We start from the raw sequence: 15479 nt of genomic DNA, 5'->3' as shown, positions 1-15479 counted from the left end.
TTTATATAAAAATTTTATTTCAAAAAAAGTGGTTAAAATAGACGGGTTTGTCGCAAATCAGTATAAAAAGAAAAATTACTATGTATTGAAGATAAAATCAAAAAATTTAACTTTTTATACAATAAACAGGGATGATTTAAAAAATCTTTTGAATGAAGATGTCTCTGTTAAAATTTTTACCAAACATATCTCTTTTAAAAATTATCTTTTCGGATTTTTTGCCCCAAGTTTTGATTTGAAATTAAAAGAACCTTCAAAAATTGAAAAATATGTTGAAAATCAGCATAAAAATATAAAAATAACAAATTTATACAAAGCTTTGTATTTTGGCAAATCTATTGATTTTAGCACAAGAAAAGACCTTTCGACTCTTGGAATAAGTCATCTTTTTGCATTAAGCGGACTTCATTTAGGCTTTTTAAGCGCAATTTTGTTTTTTATGTTAAATCCTGTTTATAAATTTTTTCAAAGCCGTTTTTTTCCGTATAGAAACAGATATTTTGATTTGGGTATTTTTATTTTAACAACAGAATTTTTATATCTTTATTTTACTAATTTTCCTTCATCGCTTGTCAGGGCTTTTGTTATGGAAACGGTTATTTTTATAAGTCTTATTTATCTGGAAAAAGAGCCTTTGAGTGTTTTAATATGGACATTTTTAATAAGTGTTTTAATATTTTTTGAAAAAGTTTTCAGTATCGGATATTTTTTAAGCTTTATGGGTGTATATTATATATTTTTATTTTTTAAATATTTTAAACCGACTTTTGTCAATTCTTTGATTTTGAGCTTTTATATGTATTTGGTTATGTTTATATTGGGGCATTATTTTTTTTATAATTTCAATTTTTATTCATTTTTTTCACCTGTTGTAAACATATTGTTTTCTGTTTTTTATCCTGTAAGTATATTTTTGCATTTAACAGGGTTTGGCGGATTGTTTGATAAAGTTATACAGTGGTATCTTAATATGGGAGAGAAAAATTATTATGTTAATGTAGATTTTTGGATACTTTTATTTTTTTTATCTTTAAGTTTTTTTGCTTATTACAGAAAGTGGGCTTTTTATGGTATAAATTTATTTGCATTGATAGTTATTTTAATAAAAATTTAAAAAGGTTATATTAAATGAAAATAATGTATAAATTTGAAAATATTGAAGAGTATAAAAAATATTTTAGTGAGTTAATTGAAAAAGAAAGAAAAGCAGAAAAAGAATTTTATTTAAATGAAATAAAAAAACTAACGCCACAAGAGAGACAAAAAAAAGGCAGGGCACTGCTCGGGCTTAAAATGAAATATATAGGAGAGTTTTTAGATTTTAAAATATACATGTTCAACAGAAATAATATGCCCGAACACCAAATTAAAGTAGGGGATATTGTATTAGTGAGCAGGGGGGAGCCTTTAAAATTTTCCAAAGAAGCAACCGTTAGCAGTGTTGGCAAAAATTTTATAGAAGTTTATTCAAAAGAAGCAATATTCAGAAGTAAATTATACAGACTTGATTTGTATGTTAATGATATTACATTTAAAAGAATGATAAAAGCGTTAGATGAAATGAAAAATGGAAAATGTAAAATGAAAAATTGTATTGATGTATTGTTAGGTAAAAAAGCCCCGGAAATTATTGAAGTTGATGAAAGAAGCGATATTTTAAATGAAAGTCAAAATGCTGCTCTTAGAAAGTGTATTAACTCAGATGTTTTTTTAATTCACGGTCCTCCGGGAACAGGAAAAACCACCACTTTGGCTGAAGTTATAAAAAAGCACATAGGAAAAAGAATTTTAGTTACGGCAGACAGTAACGTGGCGGTTGATAATGTTATGGAAAAACTGGAGGAATTTAATATTGTAAGAATCGGTCATCCTGCAAAAATTGATTCCAAACTTATGAAATTTTCTCTGGATGTAAGAATAAGAAGGGATAAAAGATATAAAGAAATTGAAAAAATTAATAAAAAAATAGATGATTTAAAACATATGCAGGAAAAAAGATGCAAAAAACCGACTCCCGGTAGAAGAAGAGGGATGAGCGATGAGGAGATTTTACAATTAGCAAAAGAAGGAAAAGCAAAAAGAGGTATTAAGGCCGAGTGGATAAAAGAAATGGCAGAATGGCTGAAATTGCAAAAAAATATAAATAAACTTTATGATGAAAAAAATAAAAAAATAGAAACTATTATGAATGATATTTTAGATAATGTAGATATTATTTTTGCAACCAATTCAGGGGCTGGCGGCGAATTTTTGGAAACAAAAGAATTTGATGTTGTTTTTATAGACGAAGCAGCTCAGGCAATGGAGCCATCAACGCTGATTCCTTTAATAAAAGCAAAGCAAGCTGTTTTTGCGGGTGACCATAAACAGTTGCCTCCAACAATTTTGAGCAATGATACAAGACTTATGGTTTCACTTTTTGAAAGATTTACATATTTATATAAAAATATTTATTATACCCTGGGTATTCAATACAGAATGAATGAAAAAATAAATGATTTTGTAAGCTGTGAGTTTTATGAATGCAGGGTAAAAACATATGAAAAAATTAAAAATATAACAATTAAAGATTTAGGAATTTTAGAAGATGAAATTTATGGAGGATACACGCCAATTGTTTTTATAGATACAAAAGGAAAATTTATAGAAAAATCAAAAAGCGGAAGTTTTTCAAAATATAATCCACTTGAAGCCGAGTATGTAAAAAAAATAGTTGAAAAATTAATAAAAAACGGGGCTAAAGAAGAATATATCGGAGTAATTACCCCTTATAAAGACCATGAAGAATATATAAAAAAAATAATGAAAAACTCAGTTGAAGTGAAATCTGTGGACGGTTTTCAGGGCAGGGAAAAAGAAATAATTATTTTAAGTCTTGTTAGGGCAAATGAAAATGAAGAAATCGGGTTTTTAAAGGATATAAGAAGACTGAATGTATCAATAACACGGGCTAAAAGAAAACTTGTTATAATAGGTGATGCTAAAACATTAAGAATAAATAAAACTTATAAAAATTTGATTGAATATATAAAAAAAGAAGGGATTTATAAAACTGTTTATTTAGAGCTGCTTCATAGTTTGGTTCTTCAGTGATTTCAGGAACTAATTCTTTATAAGTTACTTTTCCTTCTTTGTTTACTACAAATATTGCTCTAGCACTAAGACCTCTAAGTGGACCTTCAGCAATTAAAGTTCCATAATTTACACTAAAACATTTTTCTAATACTTGAAGATTTTCAATTCCTTCAGTTGAACAAAATCATAATTAACTGAGCTTTTCCCTGAGCTCCACCAATTGTTATTTCTTCAAGTGCGTTATTTGGCAGGGTTACAACAGGAGCTTTATCTCCAACATTTACTTGATTCCCATAAAGTTGTCTCCTTTTTTTATTAATAAAAAAGATAAAAATGTAATGTAACAAAAAGTTACACATACTAAAATTAAATTTTAATATGAAATTCTTTTGGAGAAAAATTTATAGAAGGATAGTGGTGCGGCGGAGGTGCGTAGGTTTTTCTCAGTTTCAGATTGTATCACTTCTTTTGAAATATTACCATGAAATATCGGGATATTTTTGTTTTTATTAGTTTTAGTTGTATCATATTAGCACAAAAAAAAGTGGGGTCAGTAGTGGGGTCGGTTTTTTAACCGCACCATATTTCATTAAAAAGGAGTTTAATATGAGTATAGTTTTAACTCAAACAGCAATTAATGTTTGAGACTTGTTAAAAAAAATAAAAGTATAGTTTGGGAGTTTAGATATACAAATATTTGAACTAAAAAAGACACAAGCCTTAAAATAGGAAATTATCCTGATATTACTTTAAAGACAGCCAGAGATATTGCAAGAAGCCGTTAAAAGGGAGCAAGAAAAAAAAGACTTTTAAGACAATAGCTTATGAGTTTTTAGAATTAAAAAAAGGAAGTGTTAGCAATAAAAGATTTAAGAGCAATTATTTAAGAGCTTTTAAAAAATATGCTATTCCTTTTATGGGTTATAAGAAGATAGACAAAATTACAAGATATGATTTAATAGGTATTTAATTATCTAATAAACTGCATTGATTATGCGTTAAATTTAGGACTTATAGAATATAATCCAGCTTACGGAATAGAAGAGAAAAAACAGAAAAATAGGACTTTACCGCTTAAAGTGGGAGTATATTGATTTTAAAAGAAAGATTATTATTTATCCTCCAAATACATATAAGGATAATAAAGAGCCTTTTAGACTTCCTTTAACGGATAACACTGCTTAATATACTTCAATACTTTAAAAAAATTGAGACATACCATTAATTTTGTGTCTGTGATATCAAATACTTTTCATCCATACTTCATATTCAAAAATCATAAAAAAATTTAAATTCATCTCTTTTAGATAAAAAGAGCAAAATTAAAAATACAAATGTAGAATGAACGGATTCCACAGCATTTGTTGAATTGATAAGTTTTCTAATAGTTTCGGGATATTTTAAAAAAGCTAAAAATTCTTCTATTTTTGAATTAAGATATTTGATATAAGTCGGATAGTGATTTTTAAATTTTTCAATTATTTCAGTCTGAAAAATAGATAATCCTTTTTCAAAAGTATCACAATTTTATTGACGGAAGAAGAAGATGAACTGTGCATTTCTGAATGTCAGAATAAGGAAAATAAGCTTTTAAAGAGGGGAAAATAAAAAGACCATTAGTTACAAGACTTTTTAATGCAATGTATCAAAAAAATATCATAGCTCAAAAACTATTAGAGGAATTAAAAGCAATTGACCCGGAGTTTTTAAGTTACTTACTATTAAAGGGACATAAACATATCAAAATCCCCTATTTATGAGAGTTTTAGAGTATTTAATAAATAATTAGGGTGTAAGTAAGTGTAAGCATTTCAAGGGTTTACACCCCAAGAAAATGCCGAAATTATGGGCTTTTCAGGGCGTTAGGGTGTATCAGTCGGCGGCCGAGTCGCGAAAAAACAAAAACTAATTTTAGGGGGGTGGGGGTATAGTTGTTTTTATATCCCAAATGGTGTATAATAAATAATAAAAAAAAGGATTGATATGAAAACTCAAACAAGTATCAGGATTGAAAAAGAATATTTTGAAGAAGCAAAAGAAATTTTAAAACAGGTAGGATTGAGCTATTCAGAAGCAGTTAATATTTTCACTGCAATGATAGTGAAGCATAAGGGACTGCCTTTTGAAGTAAAAATTCCAAATGAAACTACTCAAAAAGCTATTAAAGAAGCAAGAGCAGGTAAAAATGTGGAAAAAACAAGTATAGATGAGCTTAAAAGATTAGCTAATGCTTAAACTAAAAAGGCATAAGCAATTCATAAAAGATATGAAGAAAATTAAAATAAGCGATACTCAGTTTCAAAAATTTATCAATTATATTTCTCTGCTATTAAATAATGAAGAACTTCCGCCAGAAGCAAAAGACCATTCATTAACAGGTGAATGGAGTGATACAAGAGAGTTTCATATAGGAGGAGATTTATTAGTTATATACATCAAAACAGACGAAGAATTAATCCTTGTTAGAATTGGAACTCACTCACAGCTTTTTAAATAGCAACACTTATGCAACAGGTAAAAAACTTCATTAGCTCCCTTTTACAGGGGATTTAAGAGCTTTTAAAAAATACAAAAGCAACACTTTTTTGCAAAAAAATACCTTGATTTTTCCTATTCTGCTAATAGAAAAGATTAAAAAGGAAACAAAAGGAAACAAGTCTTAAAAGTTTCTTTTTTGAAGTTTCCAAAAGTTTACAAGTAATTTAAAAAGTAAACAAAAGTTAACAAACTAAACAGAAACTAAACAGCTTTTAAAAAAGTTAACAGATAAAATTAAACTATATAGAGGCTCTTTTAAGAGGAAAATTAATACATCTTCTTTATTATAATAAAAAAGGAAATGCCCTTTTTCAAAAGCCAGATAAAATTCTTTTAGATAATCCAAATCTTTTTAATGTTTTATGTTCAAATCAAAATAAAGGAGCAATAAGAGAATCATTTTTTGTATCACAGCTTTTTAAACATAAAATCAGATATTTAAAACAGGGGGATTATATAGTGGATGATAATTATGTATTTGAAATAGGAGGAAAAAATAAAACCAAAAAACAAATCAAAAATCTTGAAAATGCATATATTATAAAAGATAATATTGAAATAGGATTTGATGAAATTCCTCTTTGGCTGTTTGGGTTTTTGTATTAACTATGCGAATTCTTTTAAATCTCTTTTTTCTTTAAGAACTATTTGTTTTAGTTTTTTAATGGCATTGCTTTCTAACTGTCTGACTCTCTCTCGTGTAATTCCTAAAATATAGCCTGTTTCTTCAAGGGTAAGACCCTTTACTTCTCTTATATCTTCTATTTTTCCTTCTTCTAACATTTTTAAGGTAGCTTTGTCATAGCTTTTATATTTATCGTAATATTGTTTTAAGATTTCAATTTTTGGATGATGTTTTTTCATCTTTTCCCCTTTTTTTAATATTTTAGAGACTTTATATATACTTTGACAAAAATACTTTAGAGAATATATAAGAATTAACAACTAATGAAGAATCAATCTATATAAATTTATTTGTATTTTTTTATAAAAGATAAAAATGAATTTTTAAAACTGAGAGTGAATAAAAGGATTTATATTCATTATAAAAAAGATTATATATTTGATATTTGAATATAATCTATAATAAAAAGTTAAATTAACTATATTTCTAATTTAAATCTTATTAAAAAAAGAAAATATATAAAAATAAGATTGAAAATTTTGAAAATATGATAAACAGTTTTGAAATTAATTTAAAAATTTATTAAAAAATTGTCTCTTATTTTCCTGGGTGGCTTGAAGCTGAATTTTTTGAAGGGGAAAAATTAAATAATTTAAATAAAATATTTAAAAGATATCATTGAAAAATTTAATAAAGATATTCAATAAAAAGATAAATCTATTTTTTCTTACACACTCACCTTTTTTACTTTCAGACATCCCAAAAGAAAATTTATATTTTTTTAAAAGATGGGAAGAATATTGAAATGAATATAAATCCTTTTGTTCACTTTACTTTCGCATGCATTTTTTATGGAAGATGGACTTATTGGCGATTTTGCAAAAGAAAAGATATTAAATATCTTAATAATGAAAAATCAAAAATTGATTACAGTAAAAGATTATCAAAAGTTAATGAAATAGATGAAATTAGATTGGAAATACTAAGGAAAAATTCTTGAAAAGAATTAAAATTACTGAGAAGATTGAAAAAGAATTTCTAAAATGTTTTATTAAAGAATATATAAGAATATTTTGAATATTTGCAAAATGAAATAATAAAAAAAAATTAAATAATTTAAAAACAAAAGAAAAATATCCTTCTTTTAGGTTTGAATATATATCATTTACATCCTTTTTTTGATGATTTAGTTAAAGAAATAAAATTTTTTTTAAAATTAATTATCATTCGATAGACGGATTTAATATTGAAATAGAGACTAAGTCTTTATCTATAACTTAAAAATTTTATGACAGAAAGTTATCTTGATGAACTTTTCAAAAAATATGAAGGGACATTTTTTAGAAACAAAGAAGATTTGACAAGGCTTATAAGCGGTGGATATATCAGTGATTATATTCATAATAACTTGTAATCTAATTAAATATAGATAATTCAAAAGAAGTATTTGATAAAAATTATAATTAAATATATTCAAAGTATTGAATTATAATTTGATTTTTTTTGATATTGTTACAATTAATGTTGAAAAAAGAGCAGGAGTTCAGCCGTCATTTATTTACTCTTGATAAATTTACTGAATTTTTAAAAAATCAAAATATAAATTTTATAGGTGGACATAATATTGTAAATTATGATATACCTCAATTACTATATAATCAAGGAAACAACACATATGAATGCAGAAGAATCGTTAGCTATTTTTTCAGAATTATGTACTAATTTTAAAGTATTACCTAAAAATATTAAATGCTCATTGTTTTATCTTTTAAAAAATAATCAATAAATCAATGTTTTAATTTAGATAAAGATTATATAAATAAATATCCTCTTGAAATAGCAATTATTTTTTTATCAAAATATTTCAACAAGTCTGTTCCCATTGAAAATTTAAAAAAATTAATAAAAGAATTAATTTTAAAGAAATCATATATAAAAACCTTATCAAATAATGATGAATTTGAATTAAGACAATTTAAGCCCATTTCTCCTTTAAGAAGTTTAATGAAAGACCAGATAGATGGATTTAATTCAAAATACAATACATCAATAAAAGCGGGAAAGTTAGTTTATTATATATGAAATAATTTTAAAGATTTTAGGCCTGATTACAGATATATTGGAGATTTTTTAAAAGAAATGTATCAAGATGATATAATAATTAAATGCAAATTAAAATAATGTATTCTAATAAATTAAATATTGAAACTGGTTATAGGGTTGAGAGTTTTCATTCAAAAAAAGAATATAAAGAAGAAATTTTGCAAAATTTTATTAATAATTATATTGATATTATTGTTTCTACTACTGCATTTGGTATGGGAGTTGATAAGCCTGATATTGAAAGTGTTATTCATTTTGCTTCTTCCCAAAATATTGAAGATTATATGCAAGAATCTGGAAGGGCAGGAAGAGATGAAAAGATTTTCAATAAATATAGAATATATATAACCCCAGTAGATTTAGCTATAAAATCGAAACTTAGTATTGATGTTAATAATAATGAATATGAGCATAAACTTGATGATATTATTGCTGAATTAGTCGAAGAAGGTTTAATTGAAAGAGAAACAAATATTTTTAACAAAAAAAACAATAAAAAAGAAAAAGGAATAATTTGAAATTGCTCAAAAATTAAACATACAAGAAGAAAATCAAGAAAAAATTAAATGATTTGAAAGAATTTATAAAGATAATAGATTAGATAAAAAAATAAATATAAATTATGTAAAGAATGTTTAAAAGATGAAAATGAAATAAAACTATCGGAAATACGAAATACAATTCCCGAACTGAAAGAAAAAGAAATAAGTGATTATCTTGTATATATGCAAATTTATTACTTTAATTGATGGAGTTATAATTTATTATCCTCAATATGTTTTAAAAATTAAAAGATTTGTAAATCAATATACTAATGAGAAAAGTAATAAAGATAAATATAATAAATTTTTAATTTTAGCTGGTGCTGCAAAAACCCTTGTTAATAAAATAGCCAATCTAATTTTAAATAACGAAAAAGTTAATCCTGAATTGTAGTTTAAAGATAGATTATATAATTTAATAGGGAGTGATATTTACAAATTGGATATTCATACATTTCATTCCTATTTGTATTATATTTTAGGAGAAAATAATAAAGATTTGATTAAAAATAGAGAAAGAGAAAGTCCTAATACTTTTGAAGTAATAAATGAACTAATAAAATACGGAGAAATTAAAGAAATTGTTGTTTTGCTTATGAATTAATTGAAAAATTAAAAAAAAGGAAAAAATCTTTATGATCCAGTAATTAAAAAAATAATAGAAATTGGGGAAATTGACAATGAAATTGCTGTTTTAACTCATAATAATGTATTAAAAAACCTTATAAAAAAGATTTAATTAATAAACTTTTTAAGAAGTAAGGAAGATTTTACATAAAAGCTTGGGAAGATATTATGTAGGAATAACAAGGGCTAAAAAAAATCTATTTATTTATACAAATCATGATTATTTTTTTAATAAGTTTGCGAAAAATAATGAATTATACAAATTCAATAAAAATTCATATAAAGAGCCGAATGAAATGATTTTGGAACTAGGATTAAGTGATATAAATCTTTTGATATTCAAGAAAAAAAAGACCAATTATTAATTATAAATTTTAGAAAAAGCATATGTATATTACTTTACTGAAAATTATGACACAAATAATAAAAAAGAAATATTGCAAGGTAATTATAACATAAATTTAAATAAAAATAGAAAAAATAATATTAAAAAAAATTTATTTAAAAAAAACTAAGTGCACTTAAAAATCTTTTCTAAAGAAAAATAAAAACCTTATATTTCTGGCATAGGAGCAAAAAATTCTTTTATATATAAATAAGTGGCTCTCTAATAATATAAATAAAGTTTCAGCTCTGTTTGAAGATATAAAATTAAGAGATTTTATATTTGAATCTTTTAAAGAAGTATTTTATTATCCTGATAAAACTTTAAAAAAACATATTTTATAATAATAAATGCAATTTTAGCAGGCCTTCCAGGACAGCTCGGAGTTGGGGTTTATGTATCTATTGCATTTGAGGCTTGGATGGGATATGTCATAGCAAGACATGTAGGCATAAGTATTTTAAGACCTACTGAAATTTTTAAATATATTGGGGAAGTGGATTATTTATTTTTAAAACAAATCTCAGTTTATCTTTTTCTCTTTTTTCTATAATTCCAGGTCTTAATCCTTTGATATTAGCAGAAATATTTACTACCAATCTTATGGTTTGAAATTTTTAATAAATCAAAAAATTTGTATATTCATCAATTAAGTATTTTAAAAAATACTTTTAATACTGAAAACTTAAAAAAAGTAGCCAATAGACTTAAAATGTGGCTTAATGGCGATATTTACGACACTAAAGAAATAATAGATGAAATTTTTGCTTCAGCTGCTATGGCTTATCTTTTAAGCGGTCATTATGATATATTGCAAGGGCCTTTGGGAAAAATTTTTGAAGAGGCTATCAGACTTAGATGATGAAAATACCCCAATTGAAGAAATTGCAAAAAAATTTTCCGAATATTCCCCAGAGCAGTTAGAAGGGTTTACAAATGAATCACATCCCGATTCTGATATAATTTTTACAAATACAGATACAGGAGAAAAAATTGCACTCTCCCTAAAAGCTACGCATAATCCTGAAATTATTGAACATGCATTATTAAATTATCCAGATACCCCCATCTTAACTACAAAAGAAATTTCAGACTATTTTGAACATAATCCTGAATATGCCCATAAAGTATTTGGGAAAAATTGCAAAAGAAAATTTAAATAAATAGAGAGTATAGAGCCTGTAAATGAAACTGAAGTAGTAGTTTCCGGAGTTACAATGAGTTCAGTTGCATTAGTTTGGCCATTGCAATGAAAAAAATATTTCAAAAACAGGGAGTTAGACTTGCTTCAAGATTAGCTTACGGAATAATGTTCGGCCCTCTTTTTGCCTGGTATTTATTGGCAAGAAGCATTAAGCTTATCAGTAATAAAGCGATGTAAAATAAAATTTAATTTTTGGACTGTTAGATGGACTATCAAAGAAACTTAATTTTAAGCTATGAATTTAAGGGATTTTAATAAGATAAACTGGTGCGGCGGGGGGTGTTTCAGTATGTATCACAAAATAACGAAATTAAGGGATTTATAAAAATTTATTGTCTCAATCTTTCTCTTATGTTATCTAACTCATAATTTAGTGGGTAAACATAGCACATGAAATAAGAAACCTGTCTCTTAAAGCAAACAGATTTAGAATTAAAGAAAAAAGAACATATATTCATTATATTCAACCATTTATAGGCAATAAAAAAATTAATGAAATAACAAGAACTGATATTATTGAAATCATTAAACAAAATTAAATTACCTAATGCAACAAGAAGCACAAATAAAACTTATAAAGCAAAAGAAGTATTACAGATTTTAAAACCTAATAAATTTAAAGAAGAAAAATTGCTTATATGAGAAGCGATTTTTTAAAAGAGAGAAGAAAATTGCTTGAATGGTGGGAAGAGTTTTTAATTAATTTTTAATTTTGCCTTTTAAAAGGAATATTTTTATTTTTTTTTTATTTTTTTTATGTCGATTTGTCGGAAAAAGAAAAAAAAGCCCATAAATACGAGCTTTTTGTAGTAAGTTTTGTCGCATCATTGACACCAAAATTACGCTTTCATAAAAAAAGTATAAATTTATAAGATATTTCACAAAAATATGTGTTATAATATGTATATCTTACTATACATTAAAGGATACATATGATAAATGTAGTTGATTTAAGAAAAAGAGGAATTAAAGCAATAGAAGAGGAGATTAAAAAAGAAAACAGAGCCATTATTACCTTTAAAGGCAAACCTGCTTATGTAATGCTACCAATTAAAGAATATGAAAAAATTATGCTTGATAAAGCTTATAATGAGCTAAAAGCAAAAAAAGAAAAAAACGAAGCTTTTGTATCAGGTGCAGACGAGCTTATTAAGAGAATAGAGAATGAGTTATAAATTAATATATGATGATAAATTTATAAAAAAGAGTGCTAAATTTTTAAAAAAGCACCCAGATTTAAAAGAGAGGTACATTTAAAAATATTTGTTTTTTTGCTTTTTAAAAGGATTATTTTATAATTTTTTGTTTTAAAATTTTTTAAATTTAATCCCCTATTTATGGGCTTTCCCTAAATTAATTAAAACCCCTAAATTACGGTATTTCTTTAAGGTGTAAAATTATTAAATTAAAATAAATAAATATACTATCAAAATAAATGCTATAATTGTATTACTCAAAAACAGGAGCGTGAAAAAATGCAAGCAGTATTGAATAATAGTTAAAGAGTTTGTAAGAAGTAGGCTAATAGCTATTAGAAAAAATATAAGAATACTTAATGATAATTTAGAGGAATTTAAAAAATAAAAATTTTGATAAATTAGTAGAAGAAATAATCGAGCTTAAATTTTATATTGAAAAACTTTTAAATAAAAATCTAAAAAAGAGCTTAATTTATCTTGAAATGAGAAAAGAAAATGTTAAAAATCTTATTATATATATGAGTTAGAAAAATTAATTACTGATTAATCCTCTTTTATAATCCATATATTAAATGAAGATTTTCATTTGAAAATTAATAATATTAATAAAATCCTGAAAAAATAATAATTTCAAAACAATTAATATTACATTTGAAGATAAATTAAATAATATGAAAAAAACATTACAAGAACTATAAAAAAAATTTTAAAGAATTTGATAAAACTAAAAATGAAACTGTATAAATTACTTTTCTTAAGAAAAAATTAATTTTTAAACCCAAAAAAATTTTTTTATATTTTAATAGAAAAATTTATTATGATAAATTTTATCAAATATACGATTTTGCACTGCAAATTAAAAATATTACATTTAATGATATAGTTTATAGATGTAAAAATGAAGATGAATTAAAAAAAGTTTTCTATATCACAAAAAATACTCCAGCATATAATAATATATTATGAAAAAAAATAAATACTGATAAATATTTCAAAGAAATTTTTAAAAAACATAAAACTCCCATAAAATCGTTATTTTTCCTTACTTTTTTATTTGGTAAAAAAAGCTATCTATGATAGAAATTTTTACCTTAATTTTTTCTTTTCCCCTCATAATTGCATTGTATCAAATGATAAAGAATTCCCAAAGCCACTTAAACCAAGTCCGAAAATAACTTTAATCAACAAAAAAGCATTTGAGGAATATTTAGCAAAAAGAACAGCAGGTTATGGATATTTGACAATACTAATTATTTCAAAGAAGCAAAAGATGAATTTTTAAAAACTGATAAAAAGATTAATTTTCAAGAAGCCAATGGGTAAAGCCTTATAAAAGAAAAACAAGTCCATCTTCTTTTACAAGGCAATAAAAATAAAGTGATTCAATAGCATTTAAAAGGTTTAGCAATATGATTATACTTAAAATAGAAAAAAATGCAACAGCGTTAAGATATAAAAGAATTAGAGATAAAAATTTAATCGTTGGTAGTATCAGAAAATTTTCATAAAAAGCCTTTATTATATATGTTACTAAACATATTTAATGAACTTAATATATAATCGCTAAAAAGGAGTATTAAATGAAAACAGCAAAACTTATTCCAATAAGAGAAAAAGCATTAAATAATAAAAGACTTCAAGATTATTTAAAAGAACATAAATTGACTTTTAATGATTTAAATATTTTAGAATTTACAGATAAAGGCTGGGAAGTATTGCAAAAAGGTTTAGCACAGGTTGAGATTTTAATCATAAGTGGAAAATTAAGCTTAATACTTCCGCTTTAAAGTAAAAAAATGAAAAGTTGGAATTGTAATCAGTGCAAAAGATGAAATTGAGGCAAAAGTTAAAGCGTGCAGACTAAACATATTCAAACTTACTATTATTTCTAAAAGGCAAATTGCAAAAATAAAAAAACATTTGCAAAGGATGAAAAATGCAAATTGCAGCAATTAAACAATATTTAACCAAAGAAGAGGTTATATCAATACGTATATATCAGGCAAAAGACGGGAGCATTAGAATCAAAGATTTTGGAACTGGATTCAATGGAGATGAAGAGACAGATATAGAACACAAGAGGAATTAAGAAAAATTTGGGATTCTTTTATTCCTCTTTATGCGTTAGATAGTAAAAAAGCCAGACACAGAAGAAAAGGAGGTATAAAATGGAAAGCATTATCCAAAACACAAGCTAATAAAATAAATGGCATTATATTGTAGATTTAGATTATAAAAACGAACAAGATGAAAGTTATAAAAAATTAAAAAAAGAACTGCAGCAAAATATCATTAATTTGATTCAGCAATTAGAGCCAGTGGGAAGAGAAAATTTAGAAAATGTTAATGAAACAAAAAGAATTTTTAAGCACACTTATAGGAAATGTAAAAAAAATTAATATTATTGATTATGCAAAAGAGAAACTTGGATATATTCCAAGTTATAATAAAGATGGAGAACCATTGCCTCTTACACAAAAAGATTAAAAGTTGATTATAAAGATTTTTGGTGCAAATGGTAAAAGCGTAGTAATGGAAGTAATTGCGGGAGTATTGGGGCAGCTTTTATTCATTAGATGATTTAATGCAGGAGCATTACAGAGCATTTTGGAAGTGAAAACAATACTAAAAAACTTCAAAGCGATACATTTAAAAAATTAGCAAGTGGAGAACCGATTGGGGCAAGGCAAAAACCATTCACAATGGAAAATTATGCGAGGTTAATATTTGCGGTTAATCAAATGAAACTTAAAGAAATTGAATATACTGACGGCTTTTTTAGAAGATTTTTAATCATTCCTTTTAAAAGGACAATACCAATGAAGCTGTATTTGTTTATAACAAGAAATCAAATTAGAAAAGTATTAGACCAGTAGGGAAAAGGGAATTTTCTAAAAGACTTGAAGCATTAGGGTATATAAAAAGACTTTTTGTCGACTTTTTTACGACATTTCTTTTTAGAATTGTCGACACTCAAACCTCCATAAATACGGGCTTTTAATAGGGTTGTCGACAAATCGACAAAAAAAACAAAAAAAATTTTTTTTAAAACTTTTAAGGAGCAGAAATGAGTTATAAAATCAGATACAGACCTTATTTAGATATGGAGGATATGAATGTCTTATAAAGAATAAAAGAAGCAACAGGTATATCTCACGGGGCTATTTTGCAAAAATTATTA

21 protein-coding genes and 1 pseudogene are annotated in these 15479 nt (G+C 25.0%); 19 read left to right on the top strand and 3 right to left on the bottom strand.

All coding sequences use genetic code 11. From position 1 onward, the window contains the following. Positions 1-28 precede the first annotated feature (28 nt). Both DZ64_RS0100895 and DZ64_RS0100890 read left to right on the top strand, forming a co-directional pair. Positions 29-1114, top strand: a complete 1086-nt coding sequence (locus DZ64_RS0100895; protein WP_236618619.1) for a ComEC/Rec2 family competence protein — start codon at positions 29-31, stop codon at positions 1112-1114. Between the two features lie 14 nt (positions 1115-1128). Beyond that, positions 1129-3093, top strand: a complete 1965-nt coding sequence (locus tag DZ64_RS0100890) for an IGHMBP2 family helicase (RefSeq protein ID WP_051429979.1) — start codon at positions 1129-1131, stop codon at positions 3091-3093. Here DZ64_RS0100890 and DZ64_RS13950 read toward each other — a convergent pair. Further along, positions 2981-3434, bottom strand: a pseudogene (locus DZ64_RS13950) (redoxin family protein). The gene DZ64_RS0100890 and the pseudogene DZ64_RS13950 overlap by 113 nt on opposite strands. A 458-nt stretch (positions 3435-3892) precedes the next feature. Here DZ64_RS13950 and DZ64_RS13945 point away from each other — a divergent pair. Then, positions 3893-4045: a hypothetical protein gene (locus DZ64_RS13945; protein ID WP_369792102.1), complete on the top strand. Its 153-nt coding sequence runs from the start codon at positions 3893-3895 to the stop codon at positions 4043-4045. Between the two features lie 299 nt (positions 4046-4344). Here DZ64_RS13945 and DZ64_RS13940 read toward each other — a convergent pair whose 3' ends face one another. Continuing rightward, on the bottom strand, positions 4345-4500 hold the full coding sequence (locus tag DZ64_RS13940; protein ID WP_369792101.1) for a hypothetical protein: 156 nt from the start codon (positions 4498-4500) through the stop codon (positions 4345-4347). Between the two features lie 558 nt (positions 4501-5058). On the opposite strand from DZ64_RS13940, the gene DZ64_RS0100880 reads away from it, so the two are divergent. From DZ64_RS0100880 to DZ64_RS12165, 3 genes are all read left to right on the top strand, one after another. Further along, complete coding sequence (locus DZ64_RS0100880; protein WP_024789047.1) at positions 5059-5310, top strand: type II toxin-antitoxin system RelB/DinJ family antitoxin; 252 nt, start codon at positions 5059-5061, stop codon at positions 5308-5310. Continuing rightward, on the top strand, positions 5303-5572 hold the full coding sequence (locus DZ64_RS0100875; protein WP_024789046.1) for a type II toxin-antitoxin system YafQ family toxin: 270 nt from the start codon (positions 5303-5305) through the stop codon (positions 5570-5572). The genes DZ64_RS0100880 and DZ64_RS0100875 overlap by 8 nt, the downstream gene beginning before the upstream one ends. Positions 5573-6072: 500 nt before the next feature. Then, positions 6073-6219, top strand: coding sequence for a hypothetical protein (locus DZ64_RS12165; protein ID WP_156922586.1), 147 nt, complete (start codon positions 6073-6075; stop codon positions 6217-6219). Here DZ64_RS12165 and DZ64_RS0100865 read toward each other — a convergent pair whose 3' ends face one another. Next, complete coding sequence (locus DZ64_RS0100865; RefSeq protein ID WP_024789045.1) at positions 6220-6477, bottom strand: sigma factor-like helix-turn-helix DNA-binding protein; 258 nt, start codon at positions 6475-6477, stop codon at positions 6220-6222. A gap of 1049 nt (positions 6478-7526) precedes the next feature. On the opposite strand from DZ64_RS0100865, the gene DZ64_RS13645 reads away from it, so the two are divergent. From DZ64_RS13645 to DZ64_RS12145, 13 genes are all read left to right on the top strand, one after another. After that, positions 7527-7652 carry a hypothetical protein gene (locus DZ64_RS13645; RefSeq protein WP_255327500.1) on the top strand — a complete coding sequence of 42 codons (126 nt, stop codon included), beginning with the start codon at positions 7527-7529 and terminating at the stop codon, positions 7650-7652. 751 nt (positions 7653-8403) lie between these two features. Then, positions 8404-8859 (top strand): helicase-related protein, encoded by a 456-nt coding sequence (locus DZ64_RS0100830; RefSeq protein WP_024789043.1) that lies wholly within the window; start codon positions 8404-8406, stop codon positions 8857-8859. 190 nt (positions 8860-9049) lie between these two features. Then, a complete protein-coding gene (locus DZ64_RS0100825) occupies positions 9050-9277 on the top strand; it encodes a hypothetical protein (RefSeq protein ID WP_024789042.1) in 228 nt (75 codons plus the stop codon). Positions 9278-9322: 45 nt separating this feature from the next. Beyond that, positions 9323-9487, top strand: coding sequence for a hypothetical protein (locus DZ64_RS12160; RefSeq protein ID WP_156922585.1), 165 nt, complete (start codon positions 9323-9325; stop codon positions 9485-9487). A gap of 1120 nt (positions 9488-10607) precedes the next feature. After that, on the top strand, positions 10608-10757 hold the full coding sequence (locus tag DZ64_RS0100805; RefSeq protein ID WP_156922584.1) for a hypothetical protein: 150 nt from the start codon (positions 10608-10610) through the stop codon (positions 10755-10757). Then, positions 10732-11058, top strand: coding sequence for a hypothetical protein (locus DZ64_RS0100800; RefSeq protein WP_024789039.1), 327 nt, complete (start codon positions 10732-10734; stop codon positions 11056-11058). Before DZ64_RS0100805 ends, DZ64_RS0100800 begins: the two co-directional genes overlap by 26 nt. An 86-nt stretch (positions 11059-11144) precedes the next feature. Then, complete coding sequence (locus DZ64_RS13640; RefSeq protein WP_255327499.1) at positions 11145-11276, top strand: hypothetical protein; 132 nt, start codon at positions 11145-11147, stop codon at positions 11274-11276. 339 nt (positions 11277-11615) lie between these two features. Beyond that, entirely contained in the window at positions 11616-11741 is a 126-nt protein-coding gene (locus DZ64_RS13635) for a hypothetical protein (RefSeq protein ID WP_255327498.1), read from the top strand. A gap of 290 nt (positions 11742-12031) precedes the next feature. Next, a complete protein-coding gene (locus DZ64_RS0100780) occupies positions 12032-12274 on the top strand; it encodes a type II toxin-antitoxin system Phd/YefM family antitoxin (protein WP_024789038.1) in 243 nt (80 codons plus the stop codon). A 1604-nt stretch (positions 12275-13878) separates the two neighbouring features. After that, positions 13879-14085: a hypothetical protein gene (locus tag DZ64_RS0100770; protein WP_024789037.1), complete on the top strand. Its 207-nt coding sequence runs from the start codon at positions 13879-13881 to the stop codon at positions 14083-14085. A gap of 149 nt (positions 14086-14234) precedes the next feature. After that, positions 14235-14387 (top strand): hypothetical protein, encoded by a 153-nt coding sequence (locus DZ64_RS12155; RefSeq protein ID WP_156922583.1) that lies wholly within the window; start codon positions 14235-14237, stop codon positions 14385-14387. A 251-nt stretch (positions 14388-14638) separates the two neighbouring features. Then, on the top strand, positions 14639-14785 hold the full coding sequence (locus tag DZ64_RS12150) for a hypothetical protein (RefSeq protein WP_156922582.1): 147 nt from the start codon (positions 14639-14641) through the stop codon (positions 14783-14785). A gap of 215 nt (positions 14786-15000) precedes the next feature. Further along, positions 15001-15174 carry a hypothetical protein gene (locus DZ64_RS12145; protein ID WP_156922581.1) on the top strand — a complete coding sequence of 58 codons (174 nt, stop codon included), beginning with the start codon at positions 15001-15003 and terminating at the stop codon, positions 15172-15174. Positions 15175-15479: the final 305 nt, after the last annotated feature.

The sequence above is a fragment of the Lebetimonas sp. JH292 genome, assembly GCF_000523275.1.
GTDB lineage: Bacteria > Campylobacterota > Campylobacteria > Campylobacterales > Nautiliaceae > Lebetimonas.
This window is presented reverse-complemented; position numbering and strand designations above follow the sequence as displayed.